This window comes from Pseudomonas sp. Irchel s3h17 (assembly GCF_900187505.1).
GTDB lineage: Bacteria > Pseudomonadota > Gammaproteobacteria > Pseudomonadales > Pseudomonadaceae > Aquipseudomonas.
The window spans coordinates 131,613-151,075 of record NZ_FYDL01000008.1; the positions used below are offsets into that span (position 1 = coordinate 131,613).

General features: G+C 61.0%; 18 protein-coding genes. 8 read left to right on the top strand and 10 right to left on the bottom strand.

All coding sequences use genetic code 11. From position 1 onward, the window contains the following. Positions 1-2 precede the first annotated feature (2 nt). The 4 genes from cyoB to cyoE are packed head-to-tail and all read left to right on the top strand — an operon-like array spanning position 3 to position 3,897. Positions 3-2,033, top strand: coding sequence for a cytochrome o ubiquinol oxidase subunit I (gene cyoB, locus CKW25_RS13340; protein WP_095079866.1), 2,031 nt, complete (start codon positions 3-5; stop codon positions 2,031-2,033). A 3-nt stretch (positions 2,034-2,036) separates the two neighbouring features. Next, on the top strand, positions 2,037-2,657 hold the full coding sequence (locus CKW25_RS13345) for a cytochrome o ubiquinol oxidase subunit III (protein ID WP_095079868.1): 621 nt from the start codon (positions 2,037-2,039) through the stop codon (positions 2,655-2,657). Beyond that, entirely contained in the window at positions 2,658-2,999 is a 342-nt protein-coding gene (gene cyoD, locus CKW25_RS13350; RefSeq protein WP_095079870.1) for a cytochrome o ubiquinol oxidase subunit IV, read from the top strand. A 10-nt stretch (positions 3,000-3,009) separates the two neighbouring features. Beyond that, a complete protein-coding gene (gene cyoE / locus CKW25_RS13355) occupies positions 3,010-3,897 on the top strand; it encodes a heme o synthase (protein ID WP_095079872.1) in 888 nt (295 codons plus the stop codon). Positions 3,898-4,189: 292 nt separating this feature from the next. Here cyoE and CKW25_RS13360 read toward each other — a convergent pair whose 3' ends face one another. The 3 genes from CKW25_RS13360 to CKW25_RS13370 form a co-directional block, all read right to left on the bottom strand. Next, positions 4,190-4,894, bottom strand: a complete 705-nt coding sequence (locus tag CKW25_RS13360; protein WP_095079874.1) for a hypothetical protein — start codon at positions 4,892-4,894, stop codon at positions 4,190-4,192. Between the two features lie 189 nt (positions 4,895-5,083). Further along, positions 5,084-6,613, bottom strand: a complete 1,530-nt coding sequence (locus CKW25_RS13365; protein WP_095079875.1) for a HAMP domain-containing sensor histidine kinase — start codon at positions 6,611-6,613, stop codon at positions 5,084-5,086. Further along, positions 6,610-7,326, bottom strand: coding sequence for a response regulator transcription factor (locus CKW25_RS13370; RefSeq protein ID WP_095079876.1), 717 nt, complete (start codon positions 7,324-7,326; stop codon positions 6,610-6,612). Before CKW25_RS13370 ends, CKW25_RS13365 begins: the two co-directional genes overlap by 4 nt. A 152-nt stretch (positions 7,327-7,478) precedes the next feature. On the opposite strand from CKW25_RS13370, the gene msrB reads away from it, so the two are divergent. The 3 genes from msrB to msrA are packed head-to-tail and all read left to right on the top strand — an operon-like array spanning position 7,479 to position 10,597. Beyond that, entirely contained in the window at positions 7,479-7,997 is a 519-nt protein-coding gene (msrB, locus tag CKW25_RS13375; protein WP_095079878.1) for a peptide-methionine (R)-S-oxide reductase MsrB, read from the top strand. A gap of 44 nt (positions 7,998-8,041) precedes the next feature. Continuing rightward, positions 8,042-9,850, top strand: coding sequence for a cytochrome c biogenesis protein DipZ (locus CKW25_RS13380; protein ID WP_095079879.1), 1,809 nt, complete (start codon positions 8,042-8,044; stop codon positions 9,848-9,850). Between the two features lie 39 nt (positions 9,851-9,889). After that, a complete protein-coding gene (gene msrA / locus CKW25_RS13385) occupies positions 9,890-10,597 on the top strand; it encodes a peptide-methionine (S)-S-oxide reductase MsrA (protein WP_095079881.1) in 708 nt (235 codons plus the stop codon). 283 nt (positions 10,598-10,880) lie between these two features. On the opposite strand, the gene CKW25_RS13390 is transcribed toward msrA, so the two are convergent. Continuing rightward, positions 10,881-11,792, bottom strand: coding sequence for a LysR family transcriptional regulator (locus tag CKW25_RS13390; protein WP_095079883.1), 912 nt, complete (start codon positions 11,790-11,792; stop codon positions 10,881-10,883). Between the two features lie 87 nt (positions 11,793-11,879). On the opposite strand from CKW25_RS13390, the gene CKW25_RS13395 reads away from it, so the two are divergent. Continuing rightward, entirely contained in the window at positions 11,880-13,070 is a 1,191-nt protein-coding gene (locus tag CKW25_RS13395; RefSeq protein WP_143497321.1) for an aspartate aminotransferase family protein, read from the top strand. Here CKW25_RS13395 and CKW25_RS13400 read toward each other — a convergent pair. The 6 genes from CKW25_RS13400 to CKW25_RS13425 form a co-directional block, all read right to left on the bottom strand. Then, on the bottom strand, positions 13,064-13,318 hold the full coding sequence (locus tag CKW25_RS13400; protein WP_095079887.1) for a Txe/YoeB family addiction module toxin: 255 nt from the start codon (positions 13,316-13,318) through the stop codon (positions 13,064-13,066). The two genes, CKW25_RS13395 and CKW25_RS13400, sit on opposite strands and share 7 nt — an antisense overlap. Next, positions 13,315-13,569, bottom strand: a complete 255-nt coding sequence (locus CKW25_RS13405) for a type II toxin-antitoxin system prevent-host-death family antitoxin (RefSeq protein ID WP_095079889.1) — start codon at positions 13,567-13,569, stop codon at positions 13,315-13,317. The genes CKW25_RS13400 and CKW25_RS13405 overlap by 4 nt, the downstream gene beginning before the upstream one ends. 258 nt (positions 13,570-13,827) lie before the next feature. Beyond that, the gene (gene fnr, locus CKW25_RS13410) at positions 13,828-14,550 is read right to left on the bottom strand and encodes a fumarate/nitrate reduction transcriptional regulator Fnr (protein ID WP_095079891.1); all 723 of its coding nucleotides are present in this window, start codon (positions 14,548-14,550) and stop codon (positions 13,828-13,830) included. Between the two features lie 186 nt (positions 14,551-14,736). Then, complete coding sequence (locus tag CKW25_RS13415; RefSeq protein ID WP_095079893.1) at positions 14,737-16,410, bottom strand: monovalent cation:proton antiporter-2 (CPA2) family protein; 1,674 nt, start codon at positions 16,408-16,410, stop codon at positions 14,737-14,739. 545 nt (positions 16,411-16,955) lie between these two features. Next, a complete protein-coding gene (locus CKW25_RS13420) occupies positions 16,956-17,381 on the bottom strand; it encodes a VOC family protein (protein ID WP_095079895.1) in 426 nt (141 codons plus the stop codon). A 111-nt stretch (positions 17,382-17,492) separates the two neighbouring features. Then, positions 17,493-19,415: an alkaline phosphatase D family protein gene (locus CKW25_RS13425; protein WP_371855100.1), complete on the bottom strand. Its 1,923-nt coding sequence runs from the start codon at positions 19,413-19,415 to the stop codon at positions 17,493-17,495. Between the last annotated feature and the right edge of the window lie 48 nt (positions 19,416-19,463).

The window sequence follows — 19,463 nt, forward strand, 5'->3', positions numbered from 1 at the left end:
CGATGTTTGGTAAATTAAGTTGGGAAGCGGTTCCGTTCCACGAGCCGATCGTGATGGTGACCATCGCCATGATCGCGCTCGGTGGTCTGGCGCTGTTCGCTGCAATCACCTACTTCAAGAAGTGGACTTACCTGTGGACCGAGTGGCTGACCTCGGTCGACCACAAGAAAATCGGCGTGATGTACATCATCGTCGCCATGGTCATGCTGCTGCGCGGTTTTGCCGACGCCATCATGATGCGTACCCAGTTGGCCATGGCCACCGAGGGTTCGCCGGGCTACCTGCCACCTGAACACTATGACCAGATCTTCACCGCTCACGGTGTGATCATGATCATCTTCATGGCGATGCCATTCTTCACCGGCCTGATGAACCTGGCAGTGCCGCTGCAGATCGGCGCGCGTGACGTTGCCTTCCCGTTCCTGAACTCCCTGAGTTTCTGGTTGCTGGTGTCCGGCGTGGTGCTGGTCAACCTGTCCCTGGGCGTTGGCGAATTCGCCAAGACCGGCTGGGTTGCCTATCCGCCGCTGTCGGGCCTGCAATACAGTCCGGGCGTGGGGATGGACTACTACATCTGGGCGCTACAGCTATCGGGACTCGGGACGACGCTGACGGGGGTCAACTTCCTGGCCACCGTGCTGAAAATGCGTACCCCGGGCATGAAGCTGATGGACATGCCGATCTTCACCTGGACCTGCACCTGGGCCAACGTCCTGATCGTGGCTTCGTTCCCGATCCTGACCGCTACCCTGGCACTGCTGACGCTTGACCGTTACATGGATTTCCACATTTTCACCAATGAACTTGGTGGTAATCCGATGATGTACGTCAACCTGTTCTGGGCCTGGGGTCACCCCGAGGTGTACATCCTGATCCTGCCGGCGTTCGGCATCTTCTCCGAAGTCATTTCGACCTTCACCGGCAAGAAACTGTTCGGCCATCACTCGATGATCTACGCCAGCGGCGCGATCTCGGTGCTGGGCTTCATGGTGTGGCTGCACCACTTCTTCACCATGGGTTCGGGGGCCAGCGTCAACGCCTTCTTCGGCCTGGCGACGATGCTGATTTCGATCCCGACGGGGGTGAAGCTATTCAACTGGCTGTTCACCATCTACCGTGGCCGCCTGCAGTTCACCAGCCAGGTGCTGTGGACCCTGGGCTTCATGGTGACCTTCGCCATCGGCGGCATGACCGGCGTACTGCTGGCCATCCCGGGTGCTGACTTCGTCCTGCACAACAGCCTGTTCGTGATCGCGCACTTCCATAACGTGATCATCGGCGGCGCCGTGTTCGGCTACATCGCCGGCTTCGGCTTCTACTTCCCGAAAGCGTTCGGCTTCAAGCTGCACGAAGGTTGGGGCAAGGCCGCGTTCTGGTTCTGGATCTCGGGCTTCTTCGTCGCGTTCATGCCGCTCTATGCACTGGGCTTCATGGGCATGACCCGTCGTCTGAACGCCACCACCAACCCTGAGTGGGTGCCTTACCTGTACGTGGCCATGTTCGGTGCGGTGATGATCGCCGTCGGCATCGCCTGCCAGCTGATCCAGCTCTACGTCAGCGTGCGTGACCGCAACAAGCCAGAGAACATGTGCGAACACGGCGACCCGTGGAACGCCCATACGCTGGAATGGTCGACCTCGTCGCCACCGCCGTTCTACAACTTTGCCGTACTGCCGAAAGCCGAAAGCATCGACCCGTTCACCGAAGCCAAGGAAAACGGTACCGCGTACAAGGCTCCGGCCCGGTACGAACCGATCCACATGCCCAACAACACCGCGACCGGTGTGGTCATGGGCGCACTGTTGACCGTATTCGGTTTCGCGATGATCTGGCACATCTGGTGGCTGGCTGCCTTCGGCCTGGTCGGCACCGTGGTGTACTTCGTGATCCACGCTGCCCGTGATGACCAGGGCTACATGGTGCCGGTAGAGACAATCGAACGCATCGAAGCCGAGCAGCACAAGCGTCTGGTAGCGGCCGGGAAAGTTCCAGCCACCGCCACCCGTGTTGAAACCTCGTTGGAACAGGCTTAAACCATGTCGAACTTAGTGACCAATGTTGGACACGCCCATGACCATGGGCACGATGACCATCACCACGATTCGGGCGAGATAACCGTATACGGTTTCTGGCTCTACCTGATGACCGACTGCATTCTGTTTGCATCGATCTTCGCGGTGTACGCCGTACTGGTAAACAACGTTGCCGGTGGCCCGTCGGGCCACGACATCTTCGAACTGCCTTACGTGCTGGGCGAAACCGCTCTGCTGTTGTTCAGCTCGATCACCTACGGCTTCGCCATGCTGGCGTTGTTCAAGGGCAAGAAGAATCAGGTGCTGGGCTGGCTGGCCATGACCTTCATGTTCGGTGCCGGCTTTATCGCCATGGAGATCAACGAGTTCCACCTGCTGATCTCCGAAGGCTTCGGCCCTAGCCGCTCAGGCTTCCTGTCCGGGTTCTTCACCCTGGTCGGTACCCACGGTCTGCACGTGACCAGCGGTCTGATCTGGATGGCGATCATGATGTACCAGGTGCAGAAGAACGGCCTGACGGCGACCAACAAGACTCGCCTGAGCTGCCTGAGCCTGTTCTGGCACTTCCTGGACGTGGTGTGGATCTGCGTATTCACGGTTGTTTATCTGATGGGGACTCTGTAAATGGCTAACGCATCACATTCCCACAATGGCCACGACGAAGCCGGCCACGGCAGCGTCAAGTCCTACGCCATCGGCTTTATCCTGTCGGTGATCCTGACGGTCATTCCGTTCGGCCTGGTGATGTACCCATCGCTGCCGAAGTCGATCACCCTGTGGATCGTCCTGGCGTTCGCGATCATCCAGGTGCTGGTGCACCTGGTGTACTTCCTCCACCTGGACCGTTCGGCCGCGCAGCGCAACAACGTGATTGCGTTTGTGTTCGCCGCGCTGGTGATCGTCCTGCTGGTGGGTCTGTCGCTGTGGATCATGTTCAGCATCCACACCTTCATGATGGCGAAGTGAGGTAGACCCGATGTCGCTCAAGCACTTTATCCAAATCACCAAACCGGGGATCATTTTCGGTAACGTGCTTTCTGTGGCAGGCGGGTTTTTCCTGGCCTCGAAAGGGCATGTCGATCTGGCTGTTTTCCTGGCGGCCATGATCGGCACGTCCCTGGTCGTGGCGTCCGGTTGCGTGTTCAACAATTGCATCGACCGCGACATCGACCTGAAGATGGAGCGCACCAAGAACCGGGCGCTGGTCCAGGGCTTGATCTCCCTGAAACTGGCCCTGGCCTATGCCACCGTCCTGGGTGTCGTCGGCGTTGCGCTGTTGTACACGGTGGCCAATCCGTTGGCTGCGTTGTTCGCCGTCATCGGCTTTGTCATCTACGTCGGCTTCTACAGCCTGTACCTCAAGCGCAAGTCGGTTCACGGCACGCTGGTGGGCAGTCTGTCGGGGGCGATGCCGCCGGTGATCGGCTACGTGGCCGTGAGCAACAGCTTCGACATGGCCGCGCTGACCCTGCTGGTGATGTTCAGTCTGTGGCAGATGCCGCATTCCTATGCCATTGCGATTTTCCGTTTCAACGATTACCTGGCCGCATCGATTCCGGTGTTGCCAGTGAAACGCGGGATCCAGGTGGCCAAGAAGCACATCCTGCTCTACATCCTGGCGTTCTTGGTGGCGACCTTGATGCTGACGTTCAGTGGCTATGCCGGGATGAGTTATCTCGCGGTTGCGGCGGCCATGGGCATGTACTGGTTGTACATGGCCTGGACGGGCTACAAGGCGGTGGACGATACGGTCTGGGCGCGCAAGCTGTTTGTGTTCTCGATCTTCACCATCACTGCCTTGAGCGTGATGATGTCGCTGGACTTCAAGGTGCCGAGTGAGTTGTTGCTGACTTACGCGCCTTGAGCGTCGGACGCTGTTGAAAAGCCCCGCCTTCGAGAGAAGAGCGGGGTTTTTTATGGGGGTGTGTTTGTGGGAGCGGGCTTGCCCGCGATGACGATCTGACAGGCATGCCCCGTGGCGAGCGAGCTTGCTCGCGCTGGGGTGCGAAGCGCCCCCAACAGGACCATTGCCGGCTTTCAGATCGAACTCGGTGAGTGTCTTGGGGCTGCTGCGCAGCCCAGCGCGAGCAAGCTCGCTCGCCACGGGGCAGTGTTTACGCCTGATGCTTGGTATCCCTATCCCTATCCGTTGCCGCTTACTGCTGAACGATGCTGTAGCCCTCAAACGCGGTCTGCTGTTGCAGGGCGGTGATGATGGCTTTGCGGGTGGCCGGTTGTTCGGTGCCGCTGGTGTCGATGAAGGTTTCGTTTTCCAGCTCTGCCTCATCGCCTTCGCCGACGAAGGTGAAGCCGAGGAATTCGAAGGCTTCGCGATCGACGTTGGGTTTGGAGCGTGGGGTGCGCAGGGGCAGGGTGACGGTGATGCCGTCCTTGCTGATGCTGAACACTTCGGCTTCTTTCTTGGCCCGCGCGGCCTTGCCTTTGCCGCCGGCAGGGTTGCTGATGGCCTGGTGGGTCTGGTTCAGCACTTTGAGGGCCAGGCCGTAGACCAGTTCCTGGAAGCTCGGATCGTCCTTGAAGCTGGACAGGATGCGGCTGATCGGGAACTTGCTGCTCAGGTCTTCCAGGGCAGCGATGTCGGCGGCTTCGGCGTCCTTGAGTTGCTTGAGCTGGCCCATCAGCTCGTAGGCCTTGTCGTCGTCGAAGCTGTCGTGCGCCTGCCGGATGGCGGCGCGCAGTTCGCGAATCTGGTCGCTTTCCTTCGAGGTGTGGAAGGCGTCGAGGACCATCTCGCTGATGGTCTTGGCCTGCGGCACGTGTTGTGAAAGATTGATGGAGTTTTCGTATTCCGCTTTGGATGACAAGGTGACTACGGATTCAGCGGTGTTGGAATCTGACATTGAAATTTCACTACTTCTTTAAACAGGATGTGAGCCGAGAACAGCATCGGTGTTTTCGGGGGCGCCTAATCTATTGGACCGCTGCGCCGTTGTCACGGACCAACAGACGATCAGGGCCGTCCGTTGCTCGATGGGACCCCATGAACGGTCAAACATTACGCCACAAGGGCCTCTTTTGTTAAGCCAGGATCAGGTTTTGCCCGGGCTGTTCAGGTTCATTGAGCGCACCGCCAGGGTGGTGGCGGTGTCTTCGTCCACCGGCAGCGAAAAGCAGAAGGTTGCTCCTTGCCCCGGCACATCCAGCAAGCGGATTTCGCGACCATGCAACTCCAGGATCCGTTGCACGATGCGCAACCCCAATCCGCCATCGCGCCGTGCGCCACCGATGTTGAACGGGCGCAGGAACAACCCGTCGCGCAGTTCGGCCGCGATCCCAGGGCCGCTGTCACTGACCGTGATCTCGACGAACCGACCCTGTGGCACGAGCCTGATCTCGACCATTCCGCCCGTCGGTGTATGACGCAACGCATTGTCGAACAGGTTGGTCAGCACCCGCTCGATCAACCCCAGGTCAGCCCATACCCCGGACACCCTCGGTGCGAAGCTGGCCTTGAGATGCACTTGCCGGGCTTCGGCGGCCAGTTCGAATTTCTGGAAGATGTCCTGTACCAGATCGGTCAGCGAGAAGCGCTCCAGCACCGGTTGCACGAAACCGTGTTCCAGGCGCACAAGCTCCAGCAGCGATTGCGCCAGGCCGCCCACTTTTCGGCTCTGATCCAGGGCGATGCCCAGGTAGCGACGGCGCTCGTCCGGGGTCAGGCTGGCGTCTTTGAGTGACAGGGTTTCCAGGTAGCCATGCAGCGAGGCCAAGGGGGTGCGCAGGTCGTGGGAGATGTTGGCCACCAGTTCGCGGCGCTCCTGGTCCTGGCGGGTCAAGGAGCGCCATTGTTCGCCCAGGCGCTTTTGCATCTGCCGGAAGGCCGCATCCAGGGTGGCGATTTCGTCCTGGCCGGCGAGGCTGTCCGGCTTGTCCGAGGGGGCGGGCAGTGGCGGTGCGGCGGGGGCGCCGTCGATGTCGAAATGCGCCACCGTATCGGTCAGCTGTCGCAGCGGCCGGGTGATCAGGGTGAAGGCGGTGAGGCCGGCAATCAGGCACAGCAAGGCCACCATGCCGATCGACCACAAGGCGGTGTTCAACGCCGCGCTGGTGGCGCCGCGCTCGGCGAGGCGGTCGTGTTCTTCGCTGAGCAGCACCACGTAGAGATAGCCGGCCTGCTGGCCGTTGACCTTGAGCGGCGCGGCGCTGAACACCTTGCGCCCCTGGAGGCTGCGCGGGTCGTCGCCGAGAATCGGCAGCGGCTCGTCGTTCAACAAGCGCTGCACGGGGGCCAGGTCGACCTGCTCGCGGCGCAGATGACCTTCGGGCGCGGCATTGCCGACCACCCGGCCCTGAGTGTCGAGCAGGTACACCTCGACACTCGGGTTGACCAACATCAGCTGGCTGAACAGCATGCGCAGGGCCTCGGGTTTCAGGCCGTTGGCGTCCATCAACTGGGTGTCCCGGGCGATGTGCCCGGCCAGGTCGCGGGACAAGCCCTGCACCACCTCCAGCTCATGCATGGTGTTGGAACGCACCTGCATCCACACCGAGGTGCCACTGCACACCAGCAGCAACAGGGCGAACACCGCCGACAGGCGCTGGCTGAGGGTCAGTTTCATGCCGACTCCTGCGCCGTGGCGAACTTGTAGCCTCGGCCCCACACGGTGAGGATGCGCACCGGTTGCGCCGGATCGGCTTCGATCTTGGCCCGCAACCGATTGATGTGGGTGTTGACCGTGTGCTCGTAGCCTTCGTGGCTGTAACCCCATACGGCGTTGAGCAGGTCCATGCGCGAGAACACTTTGCCCGGCTGGCGGGCGAAGAAGTACAGCAGGTCGAACTCGCGGGGCGTCAGGTCCAGGCGCTTGCCCTCCAGGGATACTTCACGGGTGATCGGGTCGATGAACAAGCCATCGCAGGTCAAGCTGCCGGCGTCCATCTTCAGGTTGCGGGCCATGGCGTCGACCCGCCGTAGCAAGGCCTTGACCCGTGCCACCAGCTCCAGCATCGAGAACGGCTTGGCCAGGTAATCGTCGGCCCCCAGCTCCAGGCCGAGGATGCGATGCACTTCGCTGGAGCGGGCGCTGGTGATGATGATCGGCGTGTAGCGGGCCATGGCGCGGGCGCGGCGGCAGATTTCCAGGCCGTCCGTGCCGGGCAGCATCAGGTCGAGGATCAGTGCATCCCAGTTGCCCTGCTCCAGCAGGCGCAAGCCTTGGTTGCCATCGGCGCTGTGCACCACCTCGAACTGCTCGTCGCGCAGGTGTAGGCAGATCAGGTCGGCGATGTGGGTGTCGTCCTCGACCACCAGGACGCGTTTGGGCTGGTCCATAGGGGTTGGATCCTGTTACGTGGTGCAGCCATTGTGCGGGTTTTCCCGCGGGGGAGTTATCACGAATTGTTTAACTCCACGTGAGGATTTGGCGATCACCACAAGCCTAGGCTGTGTTCCATGAAACCTACGGCGAAATAAGGGAGAGGGCCATGTATTCACGGCGACAGATTCTGCTGGCAGGCGCTGGCCTGGGTGGTGCGGCGTTGGCGCTCGGTGCCCTGCCAAGGCTACTGGCCCCCACGGCACTGATCAGCGAGGCGAGCGCGGGCGAAACCTTCGAGGTCAACCACACCGAGGCCCAATGGCGCGCCATGCTCAGCGCCGAACAGTACGAAATCCTGCGCGAGGAGGGCACCGAACGTGCCTACAGCAGCGCGCTGAACAACGAGCATCGCGACGGCACCTTTGCCTGCGGAGGTTGTGCGCTGCCACTGTTTTCATCGAGCACCCGGTTTGACAGCCACACCGGCTGGCCGAGTTTCTGGGCGCCCCTGCCCAACGCCGTGACCACGCGCCAGGACCGCTCCTACGGGATGGTGCGCGATGAGGTTCACTGTCGACGCTGCGGCGGGCACCTGGGCCATGTATTCAACGATGGGCCACCGCCGACCGGTCTGCGCTACTGCATGAACGGCCTGGCGCTGACCTTCGAACCACGGAAGGCCTGATCCCATGCTCAGGTTCTTCTCTTACTTGCAGGCAGGTCATCATTATGTGGCTGTTGGTTCTCGCTTATCTCGGTGGTGTGCTGACGATCGTCAGCCCGTGCATTCTGCCGGTACTGCCCTTTGTCTTCGCTCGCACCGGGCAGCCATTTGTCAAGAGTGGCTTGCCACTGTTGCTGGGGATGGCGCTGACCTTCGCGCTCGTCGCCTCACTGGCCGCGGTGGGCGGCGCCTGGGTGGTGCAACTCAATCAGTACGGTCGCTGGCTCGCGTTGCTGTTCGTAGCACTGTTCGGGCTGGCGTTGCTGCTGCCAAGCCTGGCCGAACGCTGGACGCGCCCGCTGGTGGCCGCCGGCAGTCGCCTGTCGCAGGCGGCCGGCGCCGATGCTCGGCCGCGTCCCGGCGCTTCGTTACTGATCGGCGTCGCCACGGGTCTGCTCTGGGCTCCGTGCGCCGGCCCCATCCTCGGACTGGTGTTGACCGGCGCGGCGCTGCAAGGGGCCAACATCGGCAGCACCTTGCTCCTGTTGGCGTACGCCTTGGGCGCCGCCACCTCCCTGGCGGTCGCCCTGCTGCTGGGCGGTAAAGTGTACGCGGCGATGAAGCGCTCGATCGGTGCCGGTGAATGGCTGCGCCGGGGGCTGGGTGCGGCGATGCTCGCCGGAGTGGCTGCCATTGCGCTGGGCCTGGACACCGGGGTCCTGGCGCGGCTGTCGACCGCGTCGACGGGAGGTCTTGAACAGGCGTTGGTCACCCGCCTGGCCAGCCAGTCGCCCGGTGGCAACGGGGCGATGATGGCGCAGCTGCCGACCGCCAGCGATCAACCGGGCGCCAGCATGATGGCCGCCGGTGGCGCGATGAAGAGGACCGCCAATGGCGCGGCCACCCTGCCGATCGAGGGCATGCTGCCGTCGCTCGACGGTGCCGTGCAGTGGCTCAACTCACCGCCACTGTCCACGCAGGCGTTGAAGGGCAAAGTGGTGTTGGTGGATTTCTGGACTTACTCCTGCATCAACTGCCTGCGCACCTTGCCGTACGTCAAAGCCTGGGCTGAGAAGTACCGCGATCAGGGGCTGGTGGTGATCGGTGTGCATGCACCGGAGTTCGCCTTCGAGCGTGACGTCGATAACGTGACCCGGGCCATGAAGAAACTGGGCATCAACTACCCGGTGGCCCTCGATAACGATTACACGATCTGGCGGGCCTTCAACAACCAGTACTGGCCGGCTCATTACTTTGCCGACGCCCAGGGCCGCATTCGTTACCACCATTTTGGTGAGGGCAACTACGCCGAATCGGAGCGGGTGATTCAACAACTGTTGCGCGAAGCCGGTGCCTCCGCAGTGCCCGACGGCTTGATCAGCGCCAGCGCCCCAGGGATGCAACGGGCGGCGCGAATGAGTGAAGTGAAGTCACCGGAAACCTATGTGGGCTATCAGCGCCTGGCGCATTTCGTACCCGTAGAGAGCCTGACGCCCGACGCGGTGGCCGACTACAAGGTGCCGGCGATGTTGGCGCTCAATGACTGGGCACTGGACGGGCAATGGAACGTTGGCGCCGAGCATGCCACCTCGGCGGCTGCGGGCAGCCGTATTGTCTACCGCTTCCATGCCCGCGACCTGCACCTGGTGCTGGGGCCGGGTAGGGAGGGCAAGCCGGTGCGCTTCAAAGTCACGGTCGACGGCCTGGCGCCGGGTGATGCCCACGGCACCGATGTCGCCCCGGATGGCAGTGGCAGCGTGACCGAACAACGGTTGTACCAGTTGGTGCGTCAACCCGGCGATGTCGCGGAGCGCACGTTCAGCATCGAATTCCTCGACCCGGGCGTCTCGGCCTATGCCTTTACCTTCGGTTGAACACGGCTTTTGTATTTTCAGCATTGAGGAGTGGACACCATGAGAGCCCGATTTACCTGGCGTCAAACCCTGTTGGGGCTGACGTTTGCCGGCGTCGTCGGTCAATGCCTGGGGTTTTCCTTCGGTGCGGCTGAAGAGGCGGTCGCCATCGCACCCCCCATCCTCGATGAAGCCCCCAAGGCCGGCAGCGAAACCGTGGTGTTCGCCGGTGGTTGCTTCTGGGGGGTACAAGGGGTGTTTCAGCATGTCAAAGGCGTGAAGAGTGCCGTCTCCGGTTATGCCGGCGGTACGGCCGACAGCGCGAGCTACGAGCGTGTCAGCGAGGGCGACACCGGTCACGCCGAAGCGGTGAAAGTGACCTTCGATCCCACTCAGGTGAGCTACGGCAGCTTGCTGCAGATCTACTTTTCGGTGGCCCACAATCCCACCGAACTGAACCGCCAGGGACCGGACACCGGCCCCCAGTACCGTTCGGCCATTTTTGCGCAAAGCACGGAACAACGCGCCGTCGCCCAGGCCTACATTGCACAACTGGACGCGGCCCATGCGTTCAGCAAGCCGATCGTGACCACACTGGAAACCTACAACGGCTTCTATCCGGCGGAGGATTACCATCAGGACTTCCTGACGGAGCACCCGACGTATCCCTACATCGTGATCAACGACCTGCCGAAAGTGGCGCAACTCAAACAGTTGTACCCCGAGCGTTATTCGCACAAGCCGGTGTTGGTGAAGGAGGGCCTATAGGCCTAATGCCGATCAGTTAAGCCAAAGACCAGCCGAACATAGACCCGTGGCGAGGGAGCTTGCTCCCGCTGGGGCGCAAAGCGGCCCTGTTTTGGGGCTGCTACGCAGCCCAGCGGGAGCAAGCTCCCTCGCCACAGGTTTCGTGTTCGGCTTTATTTCTCTTAACTGACCGGCATTAGCCTATAGGCCGCTCTGTCATTCGTCTGCAACGGGCTGGGCTACGTCATCCTCATCACGAAGTCGCCCAGCGGCGAGAGGCTGGCTAGTGAAGCCTGGCGACTGATCAACCACTTTGCTTGCCCCACATCTGCAAGGCGAACTCGACAAAGCTGCGCAGCTTCGGCAAGCGGTAGCGGTCTGGCGCGTAGACCAGGTTCATCGGCCGCCTTGGCAGTTGGTAATCCTGCAGCAGCGCGACCAGCTTGCCTTCACGCAGGTCCTGATGCACCAGGGCGTCGGGCAGCATGACGATACCCATGCCGGCCCGGGCGGCCTGGAGCAGCCCCGGTGCGCTGTTGATCACCATCGGGCCGCTGATCGGCACCTGCACCTCGCCTTCAGGGCCGGTCAACAGCCATTGTTTTTCCATCGAACTCCATTCATCGCCCGCTGGATAAGCGTAGGCCAGGCAAGCGTGGTGGCTCAAGTCGGCGGGAAGGGCGGGGACGCCCCGTCGTTCCAGGTACGAGGGTGCCGCGCAGATAGTCAGGGTGAAATCCTGCAGCGGCCGGGCGATAAGCCCCGACGGCTCTGGCGTGCCCAGGCGAATGGCGGCGTGGACGCTGTTGTCTATCAGGTCCACCACCTGGTTGCTCAGCACCACATCCACGCGGATTTCCGGGTATTGCTGGGTGAACAGGTGCATGGCGGGTGCCAGGCACTCCGAACCGAAGCTGGGCGGGGCGGTAATGCGCAAGAGGCCCTTGGGTTCGCCCTGGACCTGTTCGGCGAGCCGTTCGCTCTCCTGGACCAGGCCCAGCACCTCCAGGCAGCGCTCGTAATAGGCCGCGCCGAACTCGGTCAGGCGTTGGCGGCGGGTGGTGCGATTGATCAGGCTGACCCCGAGGCGTTGCTCCAGGGCGCGCAAGTGATTGCCCACCATGGTGGTCGACAGGCTGCACTGCCGGGCGGCGGCGGTCATGCTGCCGGACTCGACCACGCTCACGTAAACCGACATCGCCAGGAATAAATCCATTATCAAACTCAGCTTTAAAATGATTGAAGAGTTATAGCGTTTATCCAGCTCGGGTGGCTAACGATACTGCAAAAAAACCAACACCTGATGGAGCTTGATGCCATGACCGCCACCCACCTGATGAGCACTTATCAACCGCTGGCCTTGAGTTTTGCCAAGGGACTGGGCACCCGCCTGTGGGACCAGTCCGGCCGTGAGTATCTGGATGCGGTGGCGGGCGTGGCCGTGACCAATGTCGGCCACTCGCACCCGCGGGTGGTCAGTGCGATCACCGAGCAGGCCGGTTTGTTGCTGCACACGTCGAACCTGTACAGCATCGACTGGCAGCAACGGCTGGCGGAAAAGCTCACCGCGCTGTCCGGCCTGGAACGGGTGTTCTTCAACAACTCGGGTGCCGAAGCCAATGAAACCGCACTGAAGCTGGCGCGCTTGTACGGTTGGCACAAAGGGGTCGAGCAGCCGCTGGTGGTGGTGATGGAAAACGCCTTTCACGGCCGCACCCTTGGCACGCTGTCCGCCAGTGACGGCCCGGCGGTGCGCCTGGGATTTCACCCGTTGCCAGGGGGTTTTCTCAAAGTGCCGTTTGGCGATCTCGCGGCGCTGGATAAAGCCCACCAGGCCTACGGGCAACGTATCGTGGCGGTGCTGATGGAGCCGATTCAGGGCGAAGGCGGCGTGCAACTGGCGCCGACCGGGTATCTCAAAGCCCTGCGTGCTCTGTGTGACCGGCGCAACTGGCTGCTGATGCTCGACGAGATCCAGACGGGTATCGGCCGTACCGGGCAGTGGTTCGCCTTTCAGCACGAAGGCATCGTGCCGGACATCATGACCCTGGCCAAGGGCCTGGGCAACGGTGTGCCGATCGGCGCCTGCCTGGCCCGTGGCAAAGCCGCCGAACTGTTCACCCCCGGCAGCCACGGCAGCACCTTTGGCGGCAACCCGCTGGCATGTCGGGTCGGCTGCACGGTGCTTGAGATCATTGAAGAGCAAGGGCTGCTGGCAAACGCCAAGCGCCAGGGCGAACTGCTGCTGGCTCGGCTGCACGCCGAACTCGATGATTACCCGAACGTGCTGGCGATCCGTGGTCAGGGCTTGATGATCGGCATCGAACTGGCCCAACCCATTCGCGACCTGACCCTCATCGCCGCCCGCGACCACGGGCTGCTGATCAATGTGACGCGGGGTAAAACCATTCGCCTGCTGCCGCCGCTGACGATTGATGAGCGCGAGGTGGAGATGATTGTGCGCGGGATAGGGCGGCTGGTAAGCGTTCAGTAATGGTATCTGCACATCACGATCTGTAACCCGTCGCCCTCAACGCAATAGACGAGGTGATGCTCGGCAGTAATTCGCCGTGACCAGAAGCCACTCAGGTTATGTTTGAGTGGCTCAGGCTTGCCGGGACCGGTAAAGGGATCTCGCTGGGTTGCCTTGATCAACAGGTTGATCCGCTTTAGTCCGGCTTTATCGTTCTGCTGAAACCAGAGGTAATCTTCCCAGCCTTCGGGAGTGAACAGGATGTTCATTCTTCGATGAGCTGTCTTGGCTTGCTTTTCCCGGCCCGCAGGTTACTGATCGACTTGATCAGGCGCTCGGCGTTGGCTGGCGTTCGGAGCAGATAGGCCGTTTCTTCCAGCGCGTTGTACTCGGCGAGGGAAATCATCACCACGGGTTCTCCCTTTTGCCGGGTCACCAGCAGCGGGGTGCGGTCTTCATTGACGCGATCCATGGTTTCCGAAAGGTGCGCGCGCGCATGGGTGTAATTGATGGTCTGCATCGTCTTGTCCTCGCTTGATACGAAGAACGTACAGAAATGAGTACATGTTTGCAAGGTGCACCTCTGAGTGGTCCGGGAAATCGAAACTGCTCCCTGGGCAGTTTCGATTAAGCCCTCTCTACACCTTTGCCGTCCTCAAGACGCTTCTTTAAACCCTGTAGGTCTGATCTGAGCGAAGGTGGCCTGGAATCCCTGTAGTCGGATCACACTGCTGTTGCTCTTCAGGAGTACGGCCGGGCCTGGATGAACCCACGGCACTTACCGGTTGGACAGTTCACACAGCGATGTGGTGTCGATGATCTGGATGCATTTGCCCTGTGCGGCGATCAGCCCTTGCTGTTGCAAGAGGGTGAAGGTGCGGCAGGCGGTCTCGGTGGCGATGCCCAGGTAGTTGGCGATTTCATTGCGGGTCATGCTCAGTCGAAACTGATTGGCCGAGTAACCATTGGCGTGAAAGCGCAGGGACAGATTGACCAGAAAAGCCGCCAGGCGTTCGTTGGCATTTTTCTTGGCCAGTAGCCGCATCATTTTTTGATCGTCACGGATTTCCCGGCTCATGATGTGGATCAACTGGCGTCGCAGTTTCGGAATTCGCTCCGATAACTTCTCCAGTTGATCAAAGGGGATTTCGCACACCGTGGTGGTTTCCTGTGCCTGGGCACTTGAGGTGTAGGCGTTTATATCCATGCCGGAAAAGCCGATCAGTTCGCCGGGCAAATGGAAGCCGATAATGTGCTCTTCTCCGTTACTGTTCAGGCTGGAAGTTTTCAGCGTGCCGGAACGGATGGCGTAAATCGAGGTAAAGGGATCGCCTTGGCGAAACAGGTAATCGCCTTTTCTTAACGGGCGATCGCGCTTGATGATCTCGTTCAATGCGGTGACATCTTCACTGTTGAGCGAGAGAGGAAGGCATAGGGAGGCTAACTTGCAATCTTTGCAGTGCTGCGTTTCGGCGTGCTTCAGGGGGGCAGGGGTTTGCATGTTTTAGCCTTGAGGAAATCGTGGGTGCGTAATGCCTTGGCCGCTATGTCGGGGCGGCATCATGCAGGCGCTAAAAAATGGTTATTTCTGTCACCTTCACAACGTCGGGTGCTGGCGTGTTCAAAGGGCGCGCTCAATCCTTGAGTGCGCCCGTTATCACCGACTGTTGAGCGGGTTGGGTGTGGATTACAGCAAGTGGTAGCGGTTGCGTCTGACGTCGTCCACCCGTAGTTGTACGCGTTCTTTGGGAGTGCCCAGCATGATCAGCGTGTGGGCGGCCAGTGTCAGGGTCGACTCGAGCACTTCCGGTATCACCTCGGTGGCACCGGCCGCTTTCAACTCGGTGGTCTGGCTGTCGTCCTGGGTGCGGACAATGATGTCGATGGTGCTGTTGATGTGCCTGATGGCCTGGATGATGGTCATGGCGGCGTCCGCATCATCGATGGCAATCACCACCAGGCGCGCGCGGTTCAGGCCCAGGGCGGCCAGTAACTCGGGGCGTCGCGAGTCACCGTAGTGGACATTCTTCTGGGCGGAGTCTTTCTGGATTTGCTCAGGGTTATCGTCGACCGCCACAAACCGGTGTTGCTCACCCATCAGGACCCGGCCAATGGCCTGCCCCACGCGACCGTAGCCGCAGATGATCACATGGCCGTGCAGCTCCTGGCTTTGCAGGGCGATTTCATCGATGTTGACCTCATCGTTCGGCGTCTGGTGCAGGCGCTTGGCGATGGCCGGGGCCACTCGCAGCATCAGGGGGGTCACCACCATCGAGCAGAAGGTCGCGGTCAGCAAGAGCCCGCTCAGTTCCTTGGAAACCAGGCTGTTGGCTTGCATTTGCGTCATCAGGGCAAAGCAGAATTCACCGCCCTGAGCCAACGCCAGGCCGCTGCGCCAGGACGTTTCGCTGTTGCTGCCATTGAGCCGGAGAATGACGGCAACGACCACGCCCTTGGTGACCAGCAACGCCAGGGTCAAGCCGATGATCAAGAGCCAGTGGCTCTGGAAGATGCTCAGGTCGATCAGCATGCCGATGCTGACAAAAAACACCCCCAGCAAGATATCCCGGAAAGGGCGTATGTCGGCTTCGATCTGGTGCCGGTAGCTGCTTTCTCCCAGCAGCATGCCGGCGAGAAACGCACCCAGTGCCGGCGAGAGCCCGAGCAAATGGGTCAGCCAGGCCGTCAACATGACAATCACCAGGGCCAGCAGCACGAACAACTCGGCGGAGCGGGAGGCGGCGATCTCATGGAACAGTTTCGGCAGCAGCCAGCGGCTGATCATGAACAAGCCCACGAACAGCACGACCGTCTTGCCCAGGGTGATGGGCAGTGCCCAGTACCAGGCTTGCCCGGAGGTTCCGGAAAACACCGGTACCATTGTCAGCAACAGCACGGCAACCACGTCCTGGAACAGCAATACACCGATCGCGTTCTGGCCGTGGGGGCTGAAGACTTCGCCCAGGCTGGTCAGCTCCTTGCTGACAATGGCGGTGGAGGACAACGCCAGGCCAGCCCCGAGCAGCACTGCGCCACTCGCCTGCAAGCCCGCCATGTACAAGGCCCCGCCCAGAATCACACTGGAGACGATGACTTGCAGGCTGCCCAGGCCGAAGACCACCTTGCGCAAGGCGAGCATTTTCGACAGCGAAAACTCCAGGCCCAGGGAAAACAGAAGAAACACCACACCCAGTTCCGCCAGGTAGGGCAGGCCCTCTGAGTCACTCACCCAGCCGAGCGCCTGCGGCCCTACGATCAACCCGACACACAGGTAGCCGAGGATCGGTGGCAGGTTCAGGCGTCGGAACAGTGCAATGACTACCAACGATGCTGTAAGAATAATTAAAACATCTCTGAGCATTGATCGATCCCTGTGTGGTTGCGCAGCGTATCGGGTGGAGGCTGTAGATTAAATGAATGTTCAATGTGCGCAAGCGTAGCTCAGCTCTTTATCGCCCGCGCTGCTGCTCCGTTTCGCAAGCTCTATTTTTGCATGCCAAGGCGCTTTCCGGGCAGCAGGTTTCAGGCTGCCGGGGTCAGTTAATTAGGAGGGGGGAGGCGTGGGAGGTCAATGTCTACTGATTATAAATAAACATTTTTGATAAATTGATAAGTGCGTAAGGCCGCGCCGGGGCTGATTTTTGTGGCGGCGGGGTGAGTGCCTGACAGCCGGTCAGTCTCATGCTGGCTAGTTATTAAAGTTCTAGATCGAATGTTGTATTTATGTCAGGAGTGCGTCGACAGTGTGTCATATTTAATGAATTAAGTTTAGCGGTTAGTTATTTATATTAGTCTGGGATGTTCGCGGTCCGGGTTGATGATTGTGAAATAATGATCATCTTTTCGATCAAGCGAAAGCGGTGTATCCCACGCACCGCCTCGCAGTCATCATCAGGCCGCCGGTGGCTACCGGGCGGGTCGCTCTCCCAGTTTCTGGACCAGGCGCAACAAGTAGCCGTCCGGGTCTTGTACCAACAGTTCGCACTGACCCACTTCAACCGCGCCGCAGCGATACCAGGCTTCGGCAAACGGGCGAAACAGCGGCCATTGGAGCGCGGCCAGGCGCTGCAGAATCGGTTCGACGGCATCGACGGTCATCTGGAAGTTGATACCGCGACCAAAGGGCACTTCCAGTGCCCCCGTCTGCCATTGGCCTTCCAGTGGGTCGTGCTGTTCGAGCATCACTTGCACCCCGTCGAAATCGAGGTAGGCAAACCCCTCTTCAGGGCGATCGTAGGCGATGTGAAAGCCAATCAGCGTGGTCCAGAAATCCAGGCTTTGCTGGAGATTACTGACCATCAGTTCGGGGACCATCTTGTTTCGCGTGAGCATACGTATCCTTCGTAAGCAGTGAACTTCAGCGGGTGGTCTGTGCCAGGGCGAGGAGTTCCATGAACTCGCTCCTGTCGCGCAGGCATTGTCTGGCATCCATGATGCTGACGGTCAGTCCGGGGACGGCGCCACCATCCGGGTTTTCGGTGAGCCATTGGCATTGTGCTGGTAGATGGCCAGCGGTTGGCCCTGTTCATTGAAGAACACCTGGCCAATGCCCGCCGAATTCCACAGCCGCTCGCCGGCTTGTGCGTGTTCCGGTACATGGGGCTCCACCTGCATGAGTCGACGCCTGGTAAACCAGTTGAGCGGCGAGCGCGGTGAGTAGAGCCAGCGGTTGAGGCGGTCGAACCATTCGAGCAGGCTGGGCGGAAACTCGTTCTTGATGCCGCTGCTGGTGATCTGCCAGATGCGCGGGCCGGCGGTGCGATGACGGATCAGCACTTCGTAGACGAACGAGTAATGCACATCGCCCGACAGAATCACGTAGTTACCCGGCGTGCGCGAGTGGCGGAAAATATTCAGGATCACCTGCGCCGCGCCACGATGGGCCATCCAGTTTTCCGCATCCACCAGCAGTGGATAACCGCACCAACTGAAGACCTTCTGCACGGTCTCGATCAGCTTGACCCCGAACACCGGGGCCGGGGAGACGATGATCGCCGAGGGGTGGTCGAGCAGTTCCTGTTGCAGTTCGCTCAGGGCTTCCCAGTCGAGCAGCCCCGAGGGTTGCTTGAGGTTGAACTCGCTGCGCCAGCGGCGGGTGCGGGTGTCGAGCACCACCAGCGCCGGCGTGGTCGGCAGCACGTAATGCCACTGCTGGAACTTCAGCAGGTCGCTGATCAGCGCGTCTTGCGCGGTGCTGTCCAGGTATCCGTCCCGGGCGTTCAGGGCGTGGGTTTTATCCATGATCGCAGTGAACGCATCGGGGTTGTTGCCCCAGCCCTGGCACAACATGTAGGCGATCAGGGCATTGCCGATGATGCGTTTGGAGAATGGATGACCGTAGGCGGTTTCTTCCCACTGGGCGCTGAGGTTCCAGTCGTCGGTGATGTCGTGGTCATCGAAGATCATCAGGCACGGCAAGTGGGCAAACACCCGGGCCACGCCGTCGAGCCCCTCCCTGAAGGCATCGATTCGCACCTGCTCAAGCTCGTAGAGCTCTTTTCGTGGCGCGGTGAGAGCCGGCGGTTGGGGGGTGATCAGTGTCCAGGGGGTTGGCGACCATACCAGCAGGTACATGGCCATGACTTCGGCGAAGGTCACCAGATGATTGTCGGCGCTGCTGCTGGTGAAAATCGGCTTGCGCGCCCCGCCGAAAAACCGCTCGCGCAGGGTGTCGTTGCTCGACAGCGCCGGCAGCAGATCGGCACGATGGTAGTAGCTGGCCGGGTGCCCGTAGAGCGCGGCGCTGTCGTTCACCACTGCGCCGTCCAGGTGCTCGCCGAACAGACCCAGGCGCTCGATCAAGGCATGAATCGCCCGCAGCATCGGCCCTGCCACATCGTCGGCATAGACCTGGTCACCACTCATCATCAACAGCGCCGGTCGTTGCTCGGCGACAGGGTTGGTCGCCAACAGCTGGTCGACACACAGCAGGCCGTCACGGGCGTGATGGTGAGGTTTGCGGCAGGATCCGTGGAGTATCTGGTCAATGCGGCTGCGCAGGACAAAGTTCGGCTGCTGTGCATCGCCATAAATCAGGTGGGGTGCCCACTCGGCGATACCGCTGGAGGTGCCATCGGCCTGAGCGATCAACAGGTCGTACTCAATCGCCACGTCGCAGGGCAGGGCCGTGTCCAGGTTGACGTCGATCAGGTGGATAAAAGCCTGGCTGCCGACCGGGATCACCTGGCAGCGACTGGCGTCGAGCGCGATGTCGCCGCCTGTCGACAGGCGCAACGTCAGCGTCAGCGCCCGCGACCCCACCAGCCACAGCACCAGGCGCGTCGGCTCCAGGCGCCGCAGCAGCGGGCCGACCAACACGGCGGGCAAAGGTGATTGAGTGTCGAGGGGCAGGGCAGGCATGGACATCCGGGGGCGTGGCTCTTGGCGCAGATTAGCCGACGATGATACCGCAGC